The following is a 24972-nucleotide window of genomic DNA, read 5'->3' on the forward strand; positions in this document are numbered from 1 at the left end:
GATATATTTGTGTCGATGGTAATCAAATGAGGTATTTATCATCAATTTGTAAATTTACTTTAAAAACACGTAATACTATGTTTGAAAAACTGTTTTTGCTTGTAAAAGATAACGCCGGGACGGCTGTTATTGATAACCCGGTAATTCCTGCTAAATATCATGAAGCAGTGATCAATGAAGCTTCAAGTTCCATTATTGAAGTATTGAAAGGCCAGCTTGAAAGTGGCAAGGTGAAAGAGCTAATAAAATATTTTCAGTTTTCGGGTAAGTACAACAATTCATTAGTATCAAGCATAACTTACAGTTTTGCCAACAAGCTTAATAATTTTTACAGTATCGATCCGGCGCATGCTTTGGCGGTTGCCAAAGCTTTGATCCCGGCTGTAATGAATGAGCTGGTTAAAGAAACCAAAAGCGGTGAAGCCAAAGAATTTGCTTTGGGAACCATGCTAACTAAACTGAACGGTAACCGTACTGATCTGAACCCGCTTGTGAACAACCTGATGGTTGCCTAACATACTATTACATCTGCCTAATGAATGGCCTGCTGATTGTTAAACAATTTGCAGGCCTTTTTATTTATAGCAATTTTTCAAATTATATATATTTGCCGCATGACTAAAGAACAAGTTCAGGATTTAAGGGATAGAGTAACTTCCCTGAGGAGGCATCTTTGACATTGATAAGAAGCTGGAATTATTGCAGGCAGAACAGGAAATAACCATAGGTCCGCATTTTTGGGATCATCCTAAAGAGGCCGAAAAGGTGCTGGCGTCCATCAAAGTAAAAAAAGTATGGACAGATGCCTTTCAGAAAGTAGTGGCTGCTGTTGATGACGCTGGTGTGCTTTTTGAATTTTACCAGGGTGGCGATGCCACTGAGGCCGAAATGCAGGAACAATATAATGCAGCCATAAAAGTGGTTGAAGAGCTTGAGTTTAAGAACATGCTCTCGGCCGAAGAGGATCAGCTGAATGCTGTACTCCAGATCACAGCTGGTGCCGGTGGTACCGAAAGCTGCGACTGGGCTGGTATGCTCATGCGTATGTACATTATGTGGGGCGAAAAGAACGGCTACAAAGTAACCGAGCAGGATTACCAGGAAGGTGACGTGGCCGGTGTAAAAACCGTTACGCTGCAGCTTGAAGGCGAATTTGCTTATGGATATTTAAAAGGAGAAAATGGTGTACACCGTTTGGTGCGCGTATCGCCTTTTGATGCCAACGCTAAGCGTCATACCTCGTTTGCTTCGGTGTATGTATATCCACTGGTTGACGATACTATTGAAATTGAGGTAAACCCGGCTGATATCGAGTTTGAAACCTTCCGCTCGGGTGGTGCCGGCGGGCAGAACGTGAACAAGGTGGAAACCGCCGTACGTTTATACCACAAACCATCGGGGATCGTTATCAAAAACCAGGAATCGCGCTCACAGTTGCAGAACAAGGATAACGCTATCCGTTTGCTTAAATCGCAGTTATATGAAATTGAGATGCGCAAGCGTATGGAGCTGAGCAACGCTATTGAGGGCAACAAAAAGAAGATAGAGTGGGGCTCACAGATCCGTAACTACGTTTTGCATCCGTACAAACTGGTGAAAGACCTGCGTACCGATCATGAAACCTCCAATGCCGCAGCAGTGCTTGACGGCGACCTGGATGATTTCCTGAAAGCCTACCTGATGGAATTTGGCGGACCGAAAACGTAGAAAGCAAAAAGCGCTCACAGGGTCTCTCGTAGAGGACCCTGAGGTATACGCCATGCAGATTATCCATTCTGAATAGTCTTTGTAGATGTTTAGCGCGGTGAACCTCAGGGTCCTCTACGAGAGACCCCGAGGGGACATGAAATATTAAGGTCATGCCGAATTTATTTCGGCATCCCACACGCACGGTATCCCGGCAGTACGCGTAGGCCATGCAAGTGGGATCCTGAAACAAGTTCAGGATGACGGTATAGTATAAAAATGGAGTATCATTTCTGATACTCCATTTTGTTTTCAAGAGATTAATTGTATTTTGGACAGATCCAATTTGCCTTTTAAAAAATATGAAAACCATCTTATCTGCCTTAGTTTTGACCGCTATAACATTCGCTTCCTTCGCACAGGAAAAACCAATGCCGCTTTATCCTAAAGGTGCGCCTAACTCAAAAAAGGCCCCGGCGAATTACGTTGAAAAAACAGACGACAGGAGCTGGATCACCTTGGTTACGGAGCCAACATTAACCCCCTATCTGCCCGAAAAAGGTGAAGCCAACGGCGCTGCAATTGTTGTTTGCCCCGGTGGTGGGTATTCCGGACTGGCTTCGGATCATGAAGGCAAAGCAATTGCACAGGAGTTTGCCAAAATTGGTGTAACGGCTTTTGTGCTGAAATACCGCTTGCCAAGTGATGATATCATGGCCGATAAATCTATCGGCCCGTTACAGGACGCGCAGATGGCTATATATACCGTACGTAAAAATGCAGCTGAATGGAATATTAATCCGTCTAAAATAGGTATTATAGGTTTCTCGGCGGGCGGGCACCTGGCTTCAACCGAGGGAACACATTTTGATAAGCGGGTTATTGAAGATAAAGAAAACATCAGCGTACGCCCGGATTTTATGATGCTGATCTACCCCGTAATTTCTTTTGGCGAATATGCCCACGTAGGCTCAAGGGAAAACCTGATAGGTAAGAGCCCATCGGCAGAGCAGTTAGAACTATATTCAAACGAAAAGCAAGTAACTGCCAACACGCCGCCTACCTTTTTGGTGCACGCCGAGGATGATAATGTTGTACCCGTACAAAATAGCCTGCTGTTTTATGACGCGCTTTTAAAAAATAAGGTAAAAGCCGAGATGCACCTTTTCCAGGAAGGTGGTCATGGTTTTGGGATGAATAATTCTAAAAATAAGGGCAAATGGTTTGAATGGGCTGCTTCATGGCTGGAAGAGAATGGCTTTTTGAGCGGGAAATAAATAGATATAAATGAAACAACTTATCCTGCTCCTGGTCTTCATTTTATTGGGCTTTTGGGTAAAGGCACAAGCAATTAACGAGCAATTGTACAAAGCCGTAAATGCAAATGATACAACCCTGGCCGAAACTTTAATCAATAAAGGCGCTGATGTCAATTTCAAACGCAAGGTGATGAATTTCGATATGAGTTTGCTGATGCTGTCTGTTCAGCAAGATCAATTTAAAATGGTTAAACTTTTGGTTGATCATAAAGTTGAAATTGACTGGAAAGACTGGTTTGGCAGCACGGCTTTAATGTATGCGGCAAACAAAGGCAATGTAAACATTATCAGTTATCTGTTAAAAAATGGTGCTGATGTCCATTTTACAGACAAAGAAGGAAATACGGTGTTGTCGGCTGCGAAAGAAGGCAACCACCCAGATGCCATTAAGATTATAGAAGATAGCCCGAAATAAGACTTGACGATTTTTAACAGATCAATAAAACAGTAATCAAATTTTATTGTTGAGGTAAACAGTCTTTTTTGAAAGTACAAAGTTCGACCTTAATGATCATTTTATGTTGAAAAGAATGCTGTTAGCAGTGTTGCTCATCACCGGTGCCTGCTTTAACGTTATCGGCCAATCCATCAAATACAAAAGCGTACCCAACCAGGACCTTGCCTACGTTTTAAATAACCTGCAAAAGCGTTACGTGTATACCGATCATAAAACGCTTAACATAGCAGTATACCTGGTTGCCGAACAACAGGGCAATACCGATGCCCCGGCCGATTGTAAAACACCAGGTTCGATATACATAGCAGTATCCGAAGTCAAGCCCCAGCCCGAGCAGTATGTTTATAAACTGAATGCGGTTTGCGACCCGAAATTTATCAACTGGATCAAATCAAAAAAGATGTATAAAATAGCCTTTAGCTATGGCCCGGCCGTGAAACGGAAAACGGCTACTATCGGGATCGCGCTGAAGAAATTGGTAGTAGAGTAGATTAAAAAAAAGCGTCATTGCGAGTAACCATCAGGGAAACCCTGAAAAAACCGTGATGACGTATAAAACATATTTTAGCTACGGTGTGCGGGGGCCGCGTTAGGGATTGCAGTGAAAAGCCCGGAGCGTGCGCCGGGTTTGTGTGAAGGCAAAGCGAGGACTTGTAACGGAAAGCCCGGGCCGCAGGCAACGCCCATGTTATAAAATTGATCCAAAAAAACATACTTAATAATCAATGACTTACAATCACGTCATTATAAGATACGAAGCAATCCCCGACTTTGGAGGCCGAATATGCATAGCTACTCTGCTTATTAGGGATTGCTTCGTGCCTCGCAATGACGTGTTGGATAAGTACTCGTTCCTTCTGAAACCAAATGTTTTGATTAACTCTGTATGCTCCTATTATCTTAACTAATATCCATTATTCCAACAATCTTCTCCCCGTTAAAAGTAAAAATGGAATGTCCTTTCAGGTTTAATTCATCACCTTTCTTTAATCCGTTAGGCAGGTCGACGGCCAAAACGGCGTTATAATCAATAGCTATTTCGGTTTTGTTACCTGTATGTTTAAATGAGCGGATAATTTGCTCACGGCTTTCAAAGAGCTGAGCTGCCTGTTTGGCCTGTTTTTGAAAGGCTTCGATGCCATCAAGCTCCATATTTACATCGCCATTAGATACGTTTTCAAACTTTATGGTTGGGGCAAGGTCTTTAAGCATGCCCTCAACATCAAAGCTGTTGTAGGCTTTGACATAATTGCTGATGATAAGTTCACGTTGCTGCATAGTACAAATATAACTGCCCGTGAGGACACGGGCAACGGGGACAATCTTTCTATTCTCCACAGTCCATGTCCCCCGATTGTGTCTCCACGACCGGCTAATATCATTTGATCATCCCCAAATTCTGAATATAAGCGCCACCTACGGGCAGCATAAAGCCATTAATGGTTACCTGGTGGCGTTCTATCTTATCAATTTTACTTACAGCAGCAATAAACGAACGATGAATGCGGATGAATTTTTCGGCCGGTAGCAGGGCTTCAACTTCGGTAATGGTCATGCGGGTGAGTACCTTGCTATCCTTTAAAATAAAATTTACGTAGTTGCCGGTAGCTTCCAGGTGGTAAATGTCGTCGAAATTAACACGAACCTGCTCATAACCTGTTTTTAGGAAAATGTAATCCTTAACATCGGCAGTGTTCCTGAAGTTGTATAACTCATACGCTTTGTTACAGGCTTTGATGAAACGGGCAAGCGCGAATGGCTTTAGCAGGTAGTCAACCGCATCAAGCTCAAAGCTGGTAACGGCATGCTCGGTATAGGCAGTGGTAAATATTACCAGCGGTTTTTTGTTGAGGCAGGTTAACAGGTCGATGCCCGAAATATCGGGCATCTTAATATCCAGGAGCAGCAAGTCTACCGGCTCGCGCTGCAGGTAATCCATTGCTTTAAAGGCATCGGTAAATTCGGCCTTGAGATCAAGGAAAGGCACCTTCGCAGCATGCGAGCGGATCACATCAAGTGCTATGGGTTCATCATCAATGGCTATGGCAGTAATCAAAGCTTATTGCAGTTGTATGGTTAAATGTATGAAAAAATCTTTGGCGCTTTCGCGGATCACCAGCTCGTGTTTGTTGGGGTACAAAAGAACGAGCCGCTGTTTAACATTTTCCAGCCCTACACCATTGTTATATTTCTCGGTATCATTAGCAATTTTAGGGTGGATGCTGTTATGCACATCAAAGTAAAGCGTATTCTCTTTGGTTTGAAGGCTGATGTTGATATGTGATGGTTCGCGCAGACTGATGCCATGTTTAAATGCATTTTCAATAAAGGGGATTAATAGCATTGGGGCAATTTGCAGGGCATTCACGTGGTCTTCAATTTGCAGCACGATGCTGATATCAGGCGAGGTTTGGGTGCGGAGTTTTTGCAGGGCAATGTAATTGTTCAGATAATCGATCTCGCGTACCAACAGGATCTTTTCCTGCATGTTTTCCTGTAGCATAAAACGCATCATATCACCCAGGCGCTGAATCCCTTCGGCGGTACGCTCGGAGTTTTCCTGCAGGGCAGTGCCATACAGGGTGTTAAGAGCATTGAATAAAAAATGCGGATTGATTTGTGATCGAAGAAAGTCCAGATCGGCAGTGGAGCGGCCAAGGGCGGTTTTAAGATACGTGATTTCCTGGTTACCTGCCAGTTTGCGTTTATAAATGATCCATGCAAACGGACTTGTAATAAGTAATTGTATGCCACAATTAAAACCGCCAATAATAAATATCGAATCCGAATGTTCAAATATCAGGTTTGTTAAAATGCCTATTGGTAGGCTGATCATCAACATAATACCTGCAATTTTGAGCAGATAATTAAAAATGCCTCGATTTTTGGCCAGCGTTTGTGGTATTAAACTATAAAATGATAAGGCATAAATGCCTATGGCTACTGGTGCTATTACTATGAAAGTCGTGATCAGCTCAACAGGGAGATCCGAAAGAGCCATCATAAAGGCAATAATCATAAAAACTACAATCGCGATGATACAATCGTGGGTAAGCACCCTGTATTTTGCCTGTATCTTATCCACATTACCTAACAGGAAATTTGCCGAGTATTTGATCATGCTGTAAAGAGTGAGCATCATCATCACCCATAACGCGTACAGCACATTGGTTTTAAAAACAAGGTTATATACATAATCGGCCGATTTATGGTAAAACAGGTAACCTTTTAACCAGGTATCCGTGATGCCGAACAAACCCCAAAGGGCTGTAAGGAGTGCTAATCCCAAAATGATGTTCCAGGCAACCCGCCTTTTCTCGGCTAAGGCAGGAACGATGACAAAGTTCCAAAGTAAAAAGGCGCCATAATAGCCGGTGTACCTGAAAATTTGAGGGAAGAAGTAATATTTAGAATAGGAGTAATGCAGGTGATAGTTATTGAACATATACCTGTAGGGTGTCCAGATTTCTCTCTCGCCGCTATTAGCTACTTTGGCCAGCAATAATATTGCGGCAAAAACATAAATAACAGTTGCGGCCCAAAATTCAATTTTGCGAAGGTTAAGGTTTTTTTTAAGCAGATCGTTCATAGTGTTTTGAATTATGCCCGCAAGGTATAATGCACAATACTACTGAATAAATAAATGGGATGAAATACAGGATCGGTGTGATGAAGTGCGCCTTACCCCCTAAAGGGGGGACAATAGTTTGCAATTTGGAGGTAAAATACCCTGCAAATCAAGGTCAGCCCTTTAGGGGGCGGAGGGTGCATCATCCATTATTTCTAACAACTCATTCAATTCCCTTACTTTTTCTGCCGAGCCAAGGTTTTCATACGCGCTGATTAGGTTGCGGATGACACGTTTGATAATATCGGTATTGGAGCAGGGTTCGTAAAATTGTTTATCAAACTTAAGATTAAGACCCTTTAGGAACATATCCACGTCACGCCTGCCAAACAAAAGCCCCTTGTTAAAGGCGTTAATGTAAAACAGAATGCCGCTTTCAAACTCGCTGTGCATGCTTTCGTCAAGATAGGCGAGGATAAAATGCTGAGGCAGGTTAACGCCGTAAACCGGGATATCCAGTTTTTGTGCTATGATAGAATAGATGATGGCTAACGAGATCTGGTTGCCTTTTTTGGTTTCCAATACCTGGCTCAGGAAGCTGTTTTGCGGATCGAGATGATTGGCGGTATTACCGCTGAAACCGTAAATATTGTAAAATACATGGTTGATAAGCTTTACCTGTTCTTTCGGACTGGCCTCGTTGATCATTTGTATCCATATGTCGCGTTTAATGGCCTCTATCTGGTTTATAACCTTTTGTTCATCAAGATCAGGGTATTGATAGCGGTTAATGATCAGGATGCCTTGCAGCAGGTCGAACGCACCGCTTTGGTTCCAGAGCTTCAGGTCGTTTTTAAGGTTGCTGAACTGGATCTCATGCACAAGGTTGGCAATGCGTTCCTGTTGGATAGGGTCAAAAGCCTGCTCAAAAGCCGATTCGAGGTAGGTTATAGCCTCGGCGCCATATGAAAACAATTTGTTATACACATGGTCAAAGATCTCGCTGTCCGGATCATCCAGCAGCCGGATCAGTGAATTTACTTCGGTTGGATTTATCATACGCTGTAATGCTAAAATACTAAACCTTTTCTATTTTTACAGCGATGTATAATATAAGGTATGGGCTTAATTACCTGCGGCACCGTTTTGGGGCCAACAACAGGCACGGCATACACTCTCCATTTGTTTACAAGCTGATTGATACGGTTATTTACGATTATCATGACCAAAAAGTGTACCGTGAGATTGAAAACACCCTCCAAAAACAACATCCTGACAAGCGCATGATAAAAACCATGCCGCTTAAAGTCTACAAGCTGCTTTATCGTTTCGCTGTTCATTTTAAGCCCGAACGCGTTGTAGTTGCTGATAACAAAGATTATATCATAGAGTTTGTTATCAAACAAGCGGCCCTCAAATCACAAAGCATAGCGTTGACCGGACTATCGGATGTTGGCCTTGCTGACATGATTTTGGCAGATGTATTAAAGCAAGATCCTGCCAATTATCTTGAAAAACTAATACCGGCCATTCATGACGATACTGTTGTAATACTTGCGAATATCCATCGCACACAAAACACAAAATACGTCTGGGCGCAGTTGAAAGCTGATAAACGCGTTAGGGTGACTATTGACCTGTTTTATATTGGCCTGGTGTTTTTTAAGCAGGGTATGAGTAAGGAAGATTTTAGGGTGAGGTATTAAACGGGTCTGAATCAGAATTTACAGGATTTTAGAATTTTCAGAATAAAATAATGCTATGTTTAAACCTCTGTCAACATTGATAGGGAATCCCGCGAACCCTCCAGACTCTGTGATTTAGATAGCTTTGAAATTCTGTGAATCCTAAAATTCTGCAAATTCTGATTCAGACAACCTTAAAACGACTGTCCCAGCCCGATATAAAAGCCGGTTAGCCTTTTTTCGTTAGGGATCTTTTGGCCTACGCCGTAATCAACACGTACGGCCAGTCCTTTTTCCACATCAAAAAAGTAACGGATACCACCACCATAGTTCGGCTTTAGTTCGGAAGTACTGAAGCTGCTTTTAAAAACCTCACCACCGCCAACAAAACCAGCGAAGCCTATACGGTTGCTGAGACGATAACGGAGTTCGGCCTGGCCGGCTAACATATTCCTATCGCGGAAACGGCCGTTGTAATAACCCCGCATCAGCTCATCGCTGCCAAGATCGGGCAGTAAATAGAATGGTGAAGTACTGCCTGTAAGGCTTTGTTCCTGTACATCAAGGCCAAGTACCCATTTAGGCGCCAATAAAAAAAACTGGGAATATTCAATGTTGAAAAATCCGCCTTTATAATCGTTATTGCCAAACATGCCGTGTATGGCCTGGAAATAAGTGTTTACGATGAGCCCTTTGGTGGTATAAGTGTTGTTGTTCCGGTTATCAAATACAATGGTGGGGCCTATGTAGGCGCTTGGGCCGCCGCCACGGTATTCAACACGTGGATCCGTATAAAATATGCCTGTTTTGTCATCGTCCCTGAAGCTGTAATCCCAGGCTCCGGCGTTTATGCCTGCATATAGGTTATTAGTTATCCGTTTTTCGGCTATAACGTTTACTTTAAAGCGTTTTTGGCCAATTCTGTCAGTATTGGCCTTTAATGTGTTGTTACCTATCCCAAAAAAGTCAAAAGGGAAATTGATGTAACTAATGCCGGCAGTAAGGTGATACTTATTTCCAGGAGTCCAGTAACTGCTGGTAAGGCTAACACGACTTTGCCCTTTGGTTGTTATGGAAGCATAGCCAAAAACGTTGGATACGCGGGTGTTGAGTTTTGAAGTATCGGTGTAAAAGGACAGCAGACCGGCACCTCCAACTTCAAGCCCGGTTTCGGGGGCCGAACTTAAAACAGGCAAAATAACAAAGCTGCTTTTGCGGGTGGTATCTTTATCAAAATACATCCGCTTTACAACCCGGGATATTTGTGAAAAGGCACTGGTTGAAAGAGCGCAGAACAGTATTAAGGTAACAAGTTTTTTCATAGGTGTTTGCAGTGGCTAATATAACCCATTTTGCTTTATAAGGTTCTGTGGACAGTATTTTAAAATTATGATGACAATCCAGGAGGGGTAGGGGGGATGTGAGGTTAATTTTAGGGATGAAATGGTTATAAAAAGATAAAGTTCCATTTAAAATCCAATTTAACTAAAATGTCTACTTTTGCGGCTGAAATTTTATTGAAATATTATGAGCACTACAAGAGGACCTATTTCGCAGTTTATTGAAAGAAATTATCTGCACTTTAACGCCGCGGCATTAATGGACGCAGCAAAAGGCTATGAAACACACCTTGAAGAAGGCGGTAAAATGATGGTAACTTTGGCCGGTGCCATGAGTACAGCCGAGCTGGGTATTTCATTGGCCGAGATGATCCGCCAGGATAAAATTGCTATTATATCATGTACAGGCGCCAACCTTGAAGAGGATATCATGAACCTTGTGGCGCACTCACATTACAAAAGGGTACCTAACTACCGCGACCTGAGCCCGCAGGAAGAGTGGGATTTGCTCGAAAATCACTATAACCGCGTTACCGATACCTGTATCCCTGAAGAAGAAGCATTCCGTCGTTTGCAAAAACATATCCACAAGATATGGAAAGATGCTGATGACAGCGGCGAGCGTTATTTCCCGCATGAATATATGTACAAAATATTATTAAGCGGCGAGCTGGAGCAATACTATGAAATTGACCCAAAAAATTCATGGATGCTGGCTGCTGCCGAAAAAAACCTGCCTATTGTAGTACCGGGCTGGGAAGATTCAACCATGGGTAACATCTTTGCTTCATACGTAATTAAAGGCGAGCTAAAGGCATCAACAATGAAAAGCGGTATCGAGTATATGGCATGGCTTGCCGGATGGTATACTGAAAACTCATCGGGCAAAGGCATTGGCTTTTTCCAAATAGGTGGCGGTATAGCCGGCGACTTCCCAATATGCGTTGTGCCGATGCTTTACCAGGATATGGAAATGCATGATGTGCCTTTTTGGAGCTACTTCTGCCAGATCTCTGATTCAACTACTTCATACGGTTCGTACTCTGGGGCTGTTCCTAACGAAAAAATAACCTGGGGTAAGCTTGATATCCACACCCCTAAATTTATAGTAGAGAGTGACGCAACCATTGTTGCACCGCTTATTTTTGCCTGGTTACTAAAACAATAGATAAAATTTTATAATTAAAGTTGGATTGTAATTATTCTAAAAAAATGTCAAATGACATTAATATGCATTTAGCAGCGTTTAAATGAGGTTTTTTAACTATTTAGAACGATTATAAATTATAGGTTGGTGTCATTTATGTGTCACCGATAGTGTATAAAATTATACTTTTGTGCCTGTAAATATCCGATGAAACATACATCTTACAACAGTTTCAATCATTAATATAAAAATTATTTAGCATAAATACACTGTATGAGAAGTTTCTCATTGATTCTTAAACAATTCTCAAGGTCGGTTTTACTGATTGCCGGGTTTGCTTTTTGGAGTTTATCTACTGCGTTCGCGCAAACTGACGCTGCTAAAGGCGAGGCCATTTTCAAATCAAAATGTACTACCTGTCACAAAATCGACACCCGTTTAATTGGTCCGGCTTTAGGCCCGCAACTTACTGAAGAAACTGATGATAAATATCTTATCCAGTGGATCCAGAACAACCAGGCGCTGATTGCTGCTAAAAACCCTAAGGCACTCAAAATTTATAATGAGTACAACCAGTCGGGCATGACCGTATTCGCTGATCTTAGCGATGCAGACGTAGGCAATATCTTAACCTATGTACGTACTACATGGAAAGACATGAAGTCTCAGCCTGCGGCAGGTGCTGCAACTCCTGGTGCCAAAGTTGAAAGCGGCCCAAGCGAAGTGGTTGTTTTCGGTTTGATCGGTATCATCGTTATCGCCTTCATCGTTATCCTGGTATTAAATAGGGTAGTAGGTTCTTTAGAGCGTATCCTACTTAAAAACAAAGACCTTGTTATTGAGGACGAAGTTGTTACTGCCGAAGGCGCTGTTGTAGTTGACGCTAAAAAGGAATTCATCAGGAAGATCCTTAAAAACAAAAAACTGGTATTCTTTATATTGGTTGCAGGTACAGTTGCCATGTGCAGCTGGGGTTGGGTTTCTTTGTGGAACACTAACGTACACCAGGGTTACCAGCCGGTACAGCCAATTAAATACTCGCATGAGTTGCACGCCGGTATCATGAAAATTGATTGCCAGTACTGTCACTCAGGTGCATACAAGTCAAAAAATGCTTCAATCCCTTCATTAAACGTATGTATGAATTGCCATAAGGTTGTTAAAACCGAGTCGGAAGAGATACATAAGATCTATGACGCTTTGGGTTACGATCCAAAAACACAGAAGTATGACAGCACTCAGGCTAAACCAATCCAGTGGGTACGTATCCACAACCTGCCTGACTTAGCTTATTTTAATCACTCACAACACGTAAAAGTTGGTGGTATTAAATGTCAGCAATGCCACGGTCCGGTACAGGAAATGAAAGAGGTTTACCAGTACTCTCCGCTTACCATGAAATGGTGTATCCAGTGCCACAAACGTACCGAAGTTAACGGTAAAGGCAATGCTTACTATGACAGCATCCTGGCTGCACACGATAAGATCAAGAAAGGTGAGAAAGTTACAGCCGCCGTGTTAGGTGGTATCGAGTGCGGTAAGTGTCACTATTAATAAAAAGAATTTAGCATTACAGTTTATATAGCTTAAATGGACAGCAATAAAAAATACTGGAAAGGTTTAGAAGAACTAAACAGAACACCAGAATTTGTTGAGAAAAATAAAAACGAATTTGCAGAGCCAATTCCTATCGAGGAAGTGCTTAGCGGATCTGGTTTATCAGCTAAAACTCCTCGCCGCGACTTTTTAAAGGCGCTAGGCTTTGGTGTTGGTGCAGTTACATTGGCGGCTTGTCAGAAAGTGCCGGTGCATAAATCAATTCCGTACCTGATTAAACCTGAAGAGGTTACCCCGGGTGTGGCTAACTACTATTCTTCAACCTACGAAGGTCAGGCCATTTTGGTTAAAACCCGCGAAGGCCGCCCTATCAAAGTTGAAGGTAACCCTAACGATGTGTTTTCAAAAGGCGGTTTAAGTGCACAAGCCCAGGCTTCGGTACTTGACCTGTATGATGATAACCGTTTAAAAGACCCTAAATTAAAAGGCAGCGAAGCAGGCTGGGCCGAGGTTGATGCTTTTGTTATTAAAGAGCTTGCAGCTGTTGCTGCAGCAGGTAAAGGTATCCGTTTGGTTACTTCAACTGTTTATAGCCCTTCAACTTTAGCAGTTATTGCCGAGTTCATTGCTAAATACCCAACTACAAAACATATCAATTATGATGCGGTTTCATACACCGGTATCATCCAGGCTAATCAAAACAGTTTTGGTAAAGCAGTATTGCCGCACTACAACTTTGATAAAGCCGATGTAATTGTAAGTTTCGGTGCTGATTTCTTAGGTACCTGGATCTCGGGCGAAGAATTTACCCGCCAGTACGTATCAAACCGTAACAGCAAATCGCTGGCAAACAAAAAAATGTCACGTCACATTCAGTTTGAAACTGGTATGAGCATGACCGGTACTAACGCCGATGCCCGTATCACTACCAAACCATCAGAAATTGGTGTTGCATTAATAAACCTTTATAACGCAATATCTGGTACTACTTTACCTGGTTCAAAAGCAACCGGCAGCAAAAAAGTTGATACCGCTATCCAGTTAGCTGCTAAAGAATTAGTAGCTGCTAAGGGTAAAGCGCTGGTTGTTTCAGGATCAAACGATGTTGCTTCACAAGTGTTGGTTAATGCTATCAACTCCTTATTAGGTAGCTACGGCACTACTATCGACTTAGATAATCCTTCAAAACAATACGCCGGTAACGACGCTGCATTTGTTGAATTTGTAAGCGAAGTAAAACGCGGTGATGTTGGGGCAGTATTATTCCTGAATGCTAACCCTGCTTATGATTACTATAAAAATGATGAGTTTAAAGCAGCGTTGAAAAACGTTCGTTTAAATATTTCATTTGCTGATCATGACGATGAGACAGCTTTATTGGCTACCGTTAATGCTCCAAATCACCACTACCTGGAGTCATGGGGTGATGCTAACGCTGTTGAAGGCTACTACACAGTAGTTCAGCCAACCATTAACCCGGTTTATAACACCCGCCAAGCCGAGCATAGCTTATTGGTTTGGATGGAAAACCCAATAAAAGATTATTACACTTACGTACGCAAAACCTGGGATGCAGGTTTGTTGGCAAAAGGTGGCTTATCTGGCCAAAAAGGTTGGGAAACCCTGTTGCAAACAGGTATGGTGATAGCTGCTCCTGCAACAGCAGGCGCTTACAGCTTTAGCCTTGACCTTGCCGGTGTAACACAAAAAATATTAACCCAGAGCAAAGCTGTTGCCGCCGATGGTGACAAATTTGAATTACAGCTTTATGTTAGCCAGGCTATAGGTGATGGTAAACGTGGTAACAACCCATGGTTACAGGAACTTCCTGATCCGGTTTCAAAAGTTACCTGGGACAACTTCGCTGCGATGTCAATTTCTGATATGAAGAAATTGAAAATTGAAGAAGGTGATGTGATCAAGATTGACGCTAATGGTTACTCAGTTGAGTTACCGGTGTTGGCTCAGCCAGGTCAAACCCAGGGCACTTTATCAGTTGCTGTAGGTTATGGCCGTACAAATGCTGGTCCGGTTGGTAACAACGTTGGTAAAAACGCTTTCCCATTCTTCAGCTTAAGCAATGGCACTTTCCAAACTGCTGCTGTAGCTTCATTTAAATCGGCTGGTTACAAATCACCGCTTGCTCAAACACAAACCCACCACTCATACGAGGGCAGGAGTGTGATCCGCGAGGCTACTTTTGTTGAATACAAAAAGAATCCGGCAGCAGGCAGTGGTAACGAGCATGGCCGTAAAGATTATAACGGCGAATCACTTTGGGATAACCATGACCGCCCTGTTTATGACTGGGTAATGGCTATCGACCTTAACGCTTGTACCGGTTGCGGTGCTTGTGTGGTTGCATGTTCTGCAGAAAATAATATTCCGGTTGTAGGTAAAGATGAGGTTTCACGTCGCCGTGAAATGCACTGGATCCGTATCGACCGTTATTATAGCTACAATGACCACGGCAACAGCGAAGAAGCAGTTACCAAAGAAAAGGAAATTGATAAGCTTGAGAACTTTGACAATGTATCGGTTGTTCACCAGCCAATGCTTTGCCAGCACTGTGACCACGCGCCTTGCGAAACTGTGTGCCCGGTATTAGCTACCGTTCACTCGTCTGAAGGTTTAAACCACATGGCTTATAACCGTTGCGTAGGTACACGTTATTGCGCAAACAACTGTCCGTTCAAAGTACGCCGCTTTAACTGGTTCAACTACTGGAACGACGCACGTTTTGACAACTACCTGCAAGGTGAGCATACACAATTAGTACTTAACCCAGACGTAGTTACACGTTTCCGTGGTGTTATGGAAAAATGCTCAATGTGTATCCAACGTATCCAGGCTGGTAAACTGAAAGCTAAAATTGAAAAACGTCCGCTTAAAGACGGCGAGGTCAAAATGGCTTGTCAACAAACATGTTCAGCTAACGCTATCGTGTTCGGTAACAGGAATGATCCTAACTCTGAAGTTTCAAAAGCACTTGCAAGTGAAAGAACTTACTACGTGCTTGAAGAGCTTAACGTACAACCAGGTATTGGTTACCAGACAAAAGTTAGGAATTTGATAGAAACTGAAGCTCAGGCATAAATTTTTATATACAGAGATTAAGATATATGGCATCTCATAGTGAATCAATAATAAGGGAACCGTTAATTACGGGTAAAGACATCACGTATGCAAAAATTACGAATGATGTATTACGCCCTGTAGAAAATATGCCGGGTAAAGCCTGGTGGATCGGTTTTAGTGTGGCCTCACTTGGCGCCTCACTTTGGGTTTTCGCGATCAGCTGGACTTTTTGGTTTGGTTTAGGTGAGTGGGGGCTTAACAAAACAGTAGGATGGGCATGGGACATTACCGGTTTCGTATGGTGGGTAGGTATCGGTCACGCCGGTACGCTGATCTCGGCGGTGTTGTTGCTGTTCCGTCAAAACTGGCGTAACTCAATTAACCGTTCGGCCGAGGCGATGACAATCTTCGCGGTAATCTGTGCGGCCACTTATATCGCCGCTCACATGGGTCGCCCATGGATGGCAGTCTATTCGTTACCATTACCTAACCAATATGGTTCGTTATGGGTAAACTGGAACTCGCCGCTTATCTGGGACGTATTTGCAATCTCAACTTACTTCTCGGTTTCATTGGTATTCTGGTACACAGGTTTATTGCCTGACATCGCTACCATCCGTGACCGTGCTCAAGGCTTACGCCGCCGTATCTATTCGGTATTATCATTCGGCTGGACAGGCTCAGTAAAAACCTGGCAGCGTTTTGAAACCGTATCGTTGATCCTGGCAGGTGTTTCAACCCCACTGGTACTTTCGGTACACACCATCGTATCAATGGACTTTGCAACTTCACTGGAACCGGGGTGGCACACCACCATCTTCCCTCCATACTTCGTTGCGGGTGCGATCTTCTCAGGTTTCGCCATGGTACAAACCCTGTTGCTTATTGCACGTAAGGTTTTAGGTTTGGAGAACTATATCACCATGTTCCACATCGAATCGATGAACAAGATCATCATGTTAACCGGTTCGATAGTAGGTGTGGCTTACTTAACAGAGTTGTTCATCGCTTTCTACTCACAAAACGAGTATGAGCAATATGCTTTCGCAAACCGTATTGCCGGTCCGTACTGGTGGGCTTACTGGAGCATGATGACCTGTAACGTAATTACCCCGCAGCTGTTCTGGTTCAAAAAGATCCGTACCAACATTCCGTTGTCATGGGTATTATCAATCGTGGTTAACATCGGTATGTGGTTTGAGCGTTTTGTAATTATCGTTACCTCACTGCACCGCGACTTTATACCTTCAAGCTGGGCTATGTTCTATCCAACCTGGGTTGACGTGAGCGTGTTCATCGGTTCAATAGGTGTATTCTTTACCATGTTCCTGTTGTTTATCAGGGTATTACCATCAGTGGCTATGGCCGAGGTGAAATTACTGCTGAAGAGCTCAAGCGAGCAGGCTAAGAAGAAACTTATGGACGAAGGCCATGTTGTACCTGCCGAAGCAGAGTTTTATATCGCTTCGCTGGAGAAATTTGATAGTGTTGAACAGTCTGAATACTTAAAAGCATAATACTAATGAGTAGCACTAAATATATATTAGGCGTTTTTGATGATCCCGATGACATGATGCATGGGATCGATAAGCTGCAAAAGAACAGCGTACCTATTTATGACGTTTATACGCCTATGCCTATCCACGGTATCGAGGCTAAACTGAATATTAAAGATTCGCGCCTTGGTTATGCAGCATTTATGTTTGGCTGTTTAGGCGGCACTATAATGTTCAGCATGGTTTACTATATGCTTGTTCACGATTGGCCTATCAATATCGGTGGTAAAAACTTTTTTGCTATCCCCGATTTTATCCCGGTTACATTTGAATGGACGGTATTGTGGACCTCGTTTGGTATGACATTTACTTTCTTCTTTGCAAGCCACCTTTTTCCGGGCCGTGCGCCAAGGGTAATGGACCTGCGTGCAACCGATGATAAGTTTATAATTGCTATCAATGCTAAGGGGAATATTCCACACGACGATATAACTAATTTACTAAAAGAAGCGGGCGCTACAGAAGTTAAGCATAACGACAGAAAATATGTTAGCTATGAATAAAATTAAAATATTAGGAACAATAGTTACTATTATCGCTGCTTCGATAGTTTTTACATCGTGCAAAGATAAAAGGAGCACCGGTTGGGAGTATGCACCTAATATGTACGAGCATTTGGCATACGATCCGGATCAGAAAAATAACAATTTTAAAGATGGTAAAACTGCTCAGTTGCCGCCTGCGGGAACTATACCGGTTGGCTTTACCAAATTTGATTATCCAAATACCAAAGATGGTTATGAATTAGCCAGCGTTGAGGTAAAAACAGTACTGGCTCAAACCCAGGCTAACTACGCCGACGGTAAGATCTTATTTGAGCATTTCTGCTCTCCTTGCCATGGTGTTAACGGTCAGGGTGATGGATTGGTGGTTCAGCACGGTTATCCGGCTCCCCCATCATATTCAAAAGGTCAGTCATCACGCGGTGGTAACATGAAAGACCTTACAGACGGTAAAATTTATCATACCATTACTTACGGTGTAAATGCTATGGGTTCATACGCTTCTCAGCTTGCTCCCGAAGAACGCTGGAAAGTGATCATGTATGTTCACCATTTACAAACCTTATAAGAAAAAGATATTAATGAAGACTCATAATAATTTTGACGGGCAATACGAATTTGTCGGCAAAGCCAAAACATGGAGCTTGATATGCATCGTGATTGGTTTGGTTGTCATCCTTGCTGGTTTTGCAACTGGCTACGCTGAGCGGACTTTTGCTAACCTGCTGCTGATGACCTATTACTTTGCTGCGGTTTGTATGTGCGGTATTTTCTTTTGCGCGGTACAGTATGCTGCGCAAGCCGGTTGGTCTGCTTCAATGATCAGGATCCCTCAGGCTTTTGGAAAAGTTCTTCCGATTGCTGCAATTACACTCATTGTTGTAGTTATAGCAGGGTTTTCATTAACCCATACAGTAACCAATGAAGAAGGTAAGCAGGTTGTTGCCCCTTACTTATACAAAATTTGGGCAGCCGTTGGTGTTACTGATCCTCACAGCGAAAATTACAATGCTGTTATAGCCGGCAAATCGGGGTATATGAACAAAGTAGGACTTGTGATCCGTTTGGTTTGTTTCCTTGGTTCATATTGTGTATTTGGCTGGTTGCTGGCTAAATATTCAGAGTCGGAAGATGAAGTTGGTGGTATGTTTTACTACAAAAAAAGCTTCAATATGTCATGTCTGTTTTTAGTGATCTTCGGCTTTACTACTCCGATATACGCTTTTGATACTATCATGTCATTAGAGGCTGAGTGGTTCTCGACTATGTTTGGCTGGTATAACTTTGCTGCAATGTGGGTGAGCGGTTTATCTGTTATTACACTTACACTGATCAGATTAAAACGTATCGGTTACTTTGATTGGGTTACTGAAGACCACATGCATAGCTTAACCAAGTTCATTTTCGGTTTCTCTATTTTCTGGACTTACGTTTGGTTTGCACAGTTCCTGTTGATCTACTACGCTAACATACCAGAAGAAACAGTATACTTCTTTAAAAGATGGGAGCCTGAATTTAAACCATGGTTCTGGTTTAATATCGTGATCAACTTCCTTGCACCATTGCTGGTATTTATGTCACGTGATTCTAAACGTATCTATCGTACTGTTGAGATCATGTGTATTATCCTGATTATCGGTCACTGGTTGGATTACTTCATGATGATCATGCCTGGTACAGTTGGCCCAACTTCATCTTGGTTAACTGAAATCAGCTGGATTGAGATAGGTACGTTTGTTGGATTTGGAGGTTTATTTACGTTCACAGCGATGACAGCTTTAACTAAGTTTAAATCACTGGTTCCTAAAAAACACCCGTTCTTACAGGAAAGCCTTCATCATCACATATAATAATTATTACATTTGCACCAAAATACAGAATACCAAACAGCTTACTAAAATGGGATTCAGAAAACTAATAAATTCTAAAAAACTACTATCGTTCTTCGCTGCGTTTATGCTCCTGGGCACAAACCTGCTGATGGCGCAAACTGCGGCTGCCGGTGCGGCCCAGGAAGAAGCCCCTAAGGTTGACTGGACCGGGGTGGCATATTACGTGCTGATATTTTTCCTGATCTGCTTAGGTATTGCTATTGTTGGCAAAATCCTTAAGGTGTATGATCTTACCCTAAAAATGCAGGGAAAAAAGGGCATCAAATGGAATACCGTGATGGCTGTAATTTGTCTTGTTTTCCTTATTGCCGGTCTTTATGGATCTTATTGGTCATTTACTGAACAGGGTAGCATGACCTTACCTGAAGCAGCTTCAGCACATGGTGTTAAAATAGATGAGATGTTTACTGTCACTACTGTTTTAACAATGATAGTATTTTTTGTTACCCAGATCCTGCTGTTTGGATTCCTGTTCCAATACCGTCATTCTGATAAACGCCGTGCACACTTTCTTCCTCACAATAACACTATTGAAAAAGTTTGGACAATTGCGCCAGCTATCGTTCTGACTATCCTGGTTGTGTTTGGTTTCTTTACCTGGCAGAAGATCATGAACAGTGAAGACCTTAAAGGCGATATTAATATCGATGTAACCGGTCACCAGTTTGCCTGGGAATTACGTTACCCGGGTAAAGATGGTGTATTAGGCCCTAAGGATTTCCGTTTGGTTACAGGTGCTAATAACCTTGGTGTTAACTTTAAAAAGAAAAGCAGCTTTGATGATTTAAGGGTTGATACTATGTATCTGCCGGTTAATAAGTCAATCAGGTTGAATATCCTGGCCCAGGATGTGATCCATAGCGTTTACATGCCTCACTTCAGGGTTCAGCTGAACGCGGTACCAGGCTTACCAACCTTCTTTAAATTTACTCCGACCATTACTACCGCAGAGATGCGTACAAAATTAGACGACCCTAAATTTGAATATACCCTTTACTGCAACAAAATATGCGGTGGAAGCCACTACAACATGCAAAAAGTTGTACGTGTTGTTACCGAAGCCGAATATCAGTCATGGTTGTCAAGGCAAAAGCCTTACCTCAATGATGCTTTAAGGAAAGAGCTTCATTTTGCGGCAGCAAACAATGAGCAGAGCGGTGCTTCAACAAATAGGTTAGCGTTAAATAATTAATAAAGATAAGAAATAGAGATATGTCAACATTAGCAGTTCACGACCACGCAGGAGCCCACCACGACGAACACGGTCACGAACACCACCATGACCAATCATTCCTGTCTAAATATGTATTTAGCATGGACCACAAGATGATTGCCAAGCAATTCCTGATCACAGGTATTACTATGGCGGTTATCGCAATGATTTTGTCAATCCTGTTTAGGATCCAGCTTGCTTACCCTGATAAAACATTTCCACTGTTAACTACCCTGTTAGGTCGTTTCGCACCTAACGGACGTATCAGTCCCGATTTTTACCTTGCTTTGGTTACCATACACGGTACCATCATGGTATTCTTTGTACTAACTGCCGGCTTGAGCGGTACTTTTGCCAACCTATTGATCCCGTTGCAGGTAGGCGCGCGTGATATGGCTTCGCCATTCATGAACATGCTATCATACTGGTTCTTCTTTTTAGCCAGTGTTATCATGTTGTCATCATTCTTTGTACAAAAAGGCCCTGCCAGCGGTGGCTGGACAATCTATCCACCATTATCTGCCTTGCCAAAAGCGATGCCGGGTTCTGGTGAAGGTATGACCTTGTGGCTGATCAGTATGGTATTGTTCGTAGCATCATCATTAATGGGTGGTATCAACTACGTAAGTACTGTATTAAACATGCGTACAAAAGGTATGGACCTTTGGAAAATGCCTTTAACTATCTGGGCTTTATTCCTTACTGCTATATTAGGTATCCTTGCATTCCCGGTTTTAGTTGCCGGTGTTGTATTGCTGATATTTGATCGCAGCGTTGGTACAAGCTTCTATTTATCTGATATCGTATTAAACGGTGTACAGCAACCGTTTGAAGGTGGTAGCCCTATCCTGTTCCAGCACTTATTCTGGTTCCTGGGTCACCCGGAAGTATATATCGTTATTATGCCTGCGATGGGTATCTCATCTGAGATCATGTCGGTAAATTCACGTAAACCGATCTTCGGTTACCATGCGATGGTTTACTCCCTGATTGGTATCACAGTATTATCGTTCATCGTATGGGGGCACCACATGTTTGTTACGGGTATGAACCCGTTCCTGGGCGGTGTGTTCATGATCACTACGTTGATCATTGCGGTTCCATCGGCAGTAAAAACATTTAACTGGCTTGCCACACTTTGGCGTGGTAACATCAGGTTCACGCCTGCCATGTTGTTCGCTATCGGTATGGTGTCATTCTTTATCTCAGGTGGTTTAACAGGTATTTTCCTGGGTAACGCTGCTTTGGATATCAACTTGCACGATACTTACTTCGTAGTTGCCCACTTCCACCTTGTAATGGGTTCGGCAGCTATATTTGGTATGCTTGCGGGTGTTTACCACTGGTTCCCTAAAATGTTCGGCCGTATGATGGACGAAAAATTAGGTTACCTGCACTTCTGGTTAACATTTATCTGCGCTTATCTGGTATTCTTCCCAATGCACTTTATGGGTCTTGACGGCGTACCGCGTAGGTATTATGCCTTCACCGAATTTGCTTCAATGCAAAAATGGTTAACCATAAATACGTTTGTTACCTGGGCCGCTATTATCGCTGCACTTACACAGTTTGGTTTCCTTTATAACTTCTTTGTATCCATATTCAAAGGACAAAAAGCAACTCAAAATCCATGGGAGTCAAATACATTGGAGTGGACTACTCCTGTTGAGCACTTGCATGGCAACTGGCCAGGCGAAATTCCAACTGTTTACCGTTGGCCATATGATTACAGCAAACCAGGAGCCGAAGAGGATTATATCCCTCAAACTGTTCCTTACTCGCAAACTATGAGCTCAAACCAACCGCATGATTTCGAAGATAATCCTGCAGGTTTAGCAGAACTTAACAAGTTTACAAGTACGCTGAAAGCAAACGAACAAGTAAAATAAATTAATACTTATCTGATCTTTTAGGGTACCTACCTAATTTGAAGATTTGAAAATCTGAACAATTTGAAAATCACATTTTCAAATCAATAAATTTTCAAATCTTCAAATTCAGAATGGGTACCCTAAATTTTTAGACATATTTAGATGAGCACAGCTGCAAAAAATAGGTTTCAAAAGATCAATATTACAACCATTGTTCTGCTGTTTGTTTTGATTCTTGCCGGCGGTGTTGTACGTAGCTCAGGTTCAGGTATGGGGTGTCCCGACTGGCCGAAGTGTTTCGGAAGATATATCCCGCCTACTGACGTAAACGATCTCCCTAAAGACTATAAACAGAAGTACGTAGCTAAACGCATTGAAAAGAACCAGCGTTTTGCGAAAACACTTGATGTGTTTGGGTACAGTGATCTGGCAAAACGTATCCGTGAAGACCGTTCTATCCTTGTACCTGAAGAGTTTAACGCAGGTAAAACATGGACAGAATACATCAACCGTCTTATCGGCGCTTTATCGGGTCTTTTCCTCCTGCTTTCGGTAGTATTCTCTTTTAGCTATTGGAAAACAGATAAAAGAATAGCTATCCTAAGCATTTTCAACCTGCTGCTTGTAGGCTTCCAGGCATGGTTAGGTTCAATTGTAGTATCAACTAATTTAGTCGCCTGGATAGTTACTGTACACATGCTTTTGGCGTTGGCTATTTTGGCTATTTGCATTTATACGTATCAGGTAGCGAGAATCTCGGGAAAGAGTACTTCGGGCTCGTCACCTTTGGTTTACATAATAACACTTGCTGCGCTGTTTGTAAGTATCTTGCAAATCGCTTTCGGTACCGAGGTGCGGGAGAAAATAGATGCGGTGGCTAATCACTTTCAAGGCGGTTATCGTAAAGATTGGATCACTAACGCGGGTGAAATATTTCAGCATCACAGGGATATAGCCATTTTGGTGTTGATATTGAATGTTGCCTTATTTGCTTTGATCCGTAAAGGGTTTAACAGGCATTCCATTCAGCAGCAGCTGATGAGCTTTACATTTTTAATGATCACGTTACAGATAGTAACCGGGATCTTATTATCATATCTCGCGTTACCACCTGTGGCCCAGGCCGCACACATTGTATTGGCGAGTTTAATATTTGGGGCACAGTTTTATTTGCTTTTGAATTTATTTCAAGGTGTTAAGGGTAGGGAGGTAAGCAGATGAAATGGGCTGATTTTTCAAAACTGATCAAAACGAGACTTACCTCTTTGGTAGTGTTTTCGGCATCAATATCATTTTTAATCGGGAGTCGGGCTAACGGTTACGTTGTCTGGATCGATTGGATTAAATTGATCGTAGGGGGCTTCCTGGTTACTTCTGCAGCCAATGCTTTCAACGAAATCATTGAAAAGGATCTGGATAAGCTGATGAAGCGCACCATGGATAGGCCAATCCCTTCAGGTAAAATGACCACCGGGCAGGCATTGGTATTGGGTTTGGGCATGGGCATGGCAGGTACTTACCTGTTGGGCAGTTTAAACCTTTTAACGGGCTTATTATCGGTGTTCTCTATCTTGTTGTATGCGTTTGCTTATACGCCTTTAAAACGGAAATCGCCCATAGCTGTTTTTGTTGGTGCCATTCCAGGAGCCTTGCCACCACTTATTGGTTATGTAGCTTCACAGCCACATAGTCATAATCAGGAATATGGGCATATTGATAAGATAGCTTTAATCCTTTTTGCAATTCAGTTTATCTGGCAGTTTGTTCATTTCTGGGCTATTGCCTGGGTTTTGGATGATGATTATAAGCTGGCAGGTTTTAGGTTACTACCATCGGGCAAAAGAGATTTAACAAGTGCGGTAATTACGTTTATATTTGCCATTGTTTTAGTCCCCGTAAGTTTGTTGCCAACCTTTTACGGTTATGGTGGTTACTGGGTAGGCGGAGTATCATTGATATGCAGCTTAATATTCTTATACCAGTCATTTATGTTGCTGCGTACCCGTCAAATACCCGAGGCGCGTAAATTAATGTTCGGCTCGTTCTTTTACCTGCCGTTAGTTCAAATAATGTTTTTAGTAGATTTTATAGTTAAGTGAG

General features: G+C 42.5%; 22 protein-coding genes. 17 read left to right on the forward strand and 5 right to left on the reverse strand.

What is annotated here, in order from left to right; translation table 11 throughout:
* The first annotated feature begins 77 nt into the window (after window positions 1–77).
* The 5 genes from AC1DUD_RS02800 to AC1DUD_RS02820 all read left to right on the forward strand — a co-directional run bounded on the left by AC1DUD_RS02800 (window position 78) and on the right by AC1DUD_RS02820 (window position 3952).
* Window positions 78–515, forward strand: coding sequence for a hypothetical protein (locus AC1DUD_RS02800; protein WP_477371345.1), 438 nt, complete (start codon window positions 78–80; stop codon window positions 513–515).
* 99 nt (window positions 516–614) lie between these two features.
* A protein-coding gene (gene prfB / locus AC1DUD_RS02805) for a peptide chain release factor 2 (RefSeq protein WP_477371348.1) occupies window positions 615–1707 on the forward strand; the annotation gives its coding sequence in 2 pieces (ribosomal slippage) (window positions 615–674 and window positions 676–1707; 1092 coding nt in all).
* 341 nt (window positions 1708–2048) lie between these two features.
* Window positions 2049–2963, forward strand: coding sequence for an alpha/beta hydrolase (locus AC1DUD_RS02810; RefSeq protein WP_477371351.1), 915 nt, complete (start codon window positions 2049–2051; stop codon window positions 2961–2963).
* 10 nt (window positions 2964–2973) lie between these two features.
* Window positions 2974–3420 carry an ankyrin repeat domain-containing protein gene (locus tag AC1DUD_RS02815; RefSeq protein ID WP_477371354.1) on the forward strand — a complete coding sequence of 149 codons (447 nt, stop codon included), beginning with the start codon at window positions 2974–2976 and terminating at the stop codon, window positions 3418–3420.
* Window positions 3421–3523: 103 nt separating this feature from the next.
* Complete coding sequence (locus tag AC1DUD_RS02820; RefSeq protein ID WP_477371357.1) at window positions 3524–3952, forward strand: hypothetical protein; 429 nt, start codon at window positions 3524–3526, stop codon at window positions 3950–3952.
* A gap of 410 nt (window positions 3953–4362) precedes the next feature.
* Here AC1DUD_RS02820 and AC1DUD_RS02825 read toward each other — a convergent pair whose 3' ends face one another.
* The 4 genes from AC1DUD_RS02825 to AC1DUD_RS02840 all read right to left on the reverse strand — a co-directional run bounded on the left by AC1DUD_RS02825 (window position 4363) and on the right by AC1DUD_RS02840 (window position 8089).
* Window positions 4363–4740, reverse strand: a complete 378-nt coding sequence (locus AC1DUD_RS02825; RefSeq protein WP_477371360.1) for a nuclear transport factor 2 family protein — start codon at window positions 4738–4740, stop codon at window positions 4363–4365.
* A gap of 100 nt (window positions 4741–4840) precedes the next feature.
* Window positions 4841–5518, reverse strand: coding sequence for a LytR/AlgR family response regulator transcription factor (locus AC1DUD_RS02830; protein ID WP_477371363.1), 678 nt, complete (start codon window positions 5516–5518; stop codon window positions 4841–4843).
* Window positions 5519–5521: 3 nt separating this feature from the next.
* A complete protein-coding gene (locus AC1DUD_RS02835; protein ID WP_477371366.1) occupies window positions 5522–7051 on the reverse strand; it encodes a sensor histidine kinase in 1530 nt (509 codons plus the stop codon).
* 162 nt (window positions 7052–7213) lie between these two features.
* A complete protein-coding gene (locus AC1DUD_RS02840; protein WP_477371370.1) occupies window positions 7214–8089 on the reverse strand; it encodes a transglutaminase-like domain-containing protein in 876 nt (291 codons plus the stop codon).
* A 44-nt stretch (window positions 8090–8133) separates the two neighbouring features.
* Between AC1DUD_RS02840 and AC1DUD_RS02845 the strand changes: the two genes are divergently transcribed.
* Window positions 8134–8736: a hypothetical protein gene (locus AC1DUD_RS02845; RefSeq protein ID WP_477371373.1), complete on the forward strand. Its 603-nt coding sequence runs from the start codon at window positions 8134–8136 to the stop codon at window positions 8734–8736.
* Between the two features lie 173 nt (window positions 8737–8909).
* Here the strand turns inward: AC1DUD_RS02845 and AC1DUD_RS02850 are convergent, their stop codons facing one another.
* On the reverse strand, window positions 8910–10037 hold the full coding sequence (locus tag AC1DUD_RS02850; RefSeq protein WP_477371377.1) for a BamA/TamA family outer membrane protein: 1128 nt from the start codon (window positions 10035–10037) through the stop codon (window positions 8910–8912).
* 205 nt (window positions 10038–10242) lie between these two features.
* On the opposite strand from AC1DUD_RS02850, the gene AC1DUD_RS02855 reads away from it, so the two are divergent.
* The 11 genes from AC1DUD_RS02855 to cyoE all read left to right on the forward strand — a co-directional run bounded on the left by AC1DUD_RS02855 (window position 10243) and on the right by cyoE (window position 24971).
* Window positions 10243–11223: a deoxyhypusine synthase family protein gene (locus tag AC1DUD_RS02855; protein WP_477371380.1), complete on the forward strand. Its 981-nt coding sequence runs from the start codon at window positions 10243–10245 to the stop codon at window positions 11221–11223.
* A gap of 252 nt (window positions 11224–11475) precedes the next feature.
* Complete coding sequence (locus AC1DUD_RS02860) at window positions 11476–12756, forward strand: c-type cytochrome (protein WP_477371383.1); 1281 nt, start codon at window positions 11476–11478, stop codon at window positions 12754–12756.
* A gap of 36 nt (window positions 12757–12792) precedes the next feature.
* The gene (locus AC1DUD_RS02865; RefSeq protein ID WP_477371386.1) at window positions 12793–15855 is read left to right on the forward strand and encodes a TAT-variant-translocated molybdopterin oxidoreductase; all 3063 of its coding nucleotides are present in this window, start codon (window positions 12793–12795) and stop codon (window positions 15853–15855) included.
* 26 nt (window positions 15856–15881) lie between these two features.
* On the forward strand, window positions 15882–17354 hold the full coding sequence (gene nrfD / locus AC1DUD_RS02870) for an NrfD/PsrC family molybdoenzyme membrane anchor subunit (RefSeq protein WP_188834475.1): 1473 nt from the start codon (window positions 15882–15884) through the stop codon (window positions 17352–17354).
* A 5-nt stretch (window positions 17355–17359) separates the two neighbouring features.
* Window positions 17360–17896: a DUF3341 domain-containing protein gene (locus tag AC1DUD_RS02875; protein WP_330858586.1), complete on the forward strand. Its 537-nt coding sequence runs from the start codon at window positions 17360–17362 to the stop codon at window positions 17894–17896.
* Window positions 17880–18464 (forward strand): c-type cytochrome, encoded by a 585-nt coding sequence (locus AC1DUD_RS02880; protein WP_477371390.1) that lies wholly within the window; start codon window positions 17880–17882, stop codon window positions 18462–18464. The genes AC1DUD_RS02875 and AC1DUD_RS02880 overlap by 17 nt, the downstream gene beginning before the upstream one ends.
* A 13-nt stretch (window positions 18465–18477) precedes the next feature.
* Entirely contained in the window at window positions 18478–19746 is a 1269-nt protein-coding gene (locus AC1DUD_RS02885) for a quinol:cytochrome C oxidoreductase (protein ID WP_477371393.1), read from the forward strand.
* A gap of 49 nt (window positions 19747–19795) precedes the next feature.
* Window positions 19796–20980: a cytochrome c oxidase subunit II gene (locus AC1DUD_RS02890; RefSeq protein WP_477371396.1), complete on the forward strand. Its 1185-nt coding sequence runs from the start codon at window positions 19796–19798 to the stop codon at window positions 20978–20980.
* Window positions 20981–21000: 20 nt separating this feature from the next.
* On the forward strand, window positions 21001–22890 hold the full coding sequence (locus AC1DUD_RS02895; RefSeq protein WP_477371399.1) for a cytochrome c oxidase subunit I: 1890 nt from the start codon (window positions 21001–21003) through the stop codon (window positions 22888–22890).
* 144 nt (window positions 22891–23034) lie between these two features.
* Entirely contained in the window at window positions 23035–24093 is a 1059-nt protein-coding gene (locus AC1DUD_RS02900; protein ID WP_477371402.1) for a COX15/CtaA family protein, read from the forward strand.
* Window positions 24090–24971, forward strand: coding sequence for a heme o synthase (gene cyoE / locus AC1DUD_RS02905; RefSeq protein WP_477371405.1), 882 nt, complete (start codon window positions 24090–24092; stop codon window positions 24969–24971). The genes AC1DUD_RS02900 and cyoE overlap by 4 nt, the downstream gene beginning before the upstream one ends.
* The last annotated feature ends 1 nt before the right edge of the window (window position 24972 follow it).

It is taken from the genome of Mucilaginibacter sp. P4_A11, from assembly GCF_056402535.1.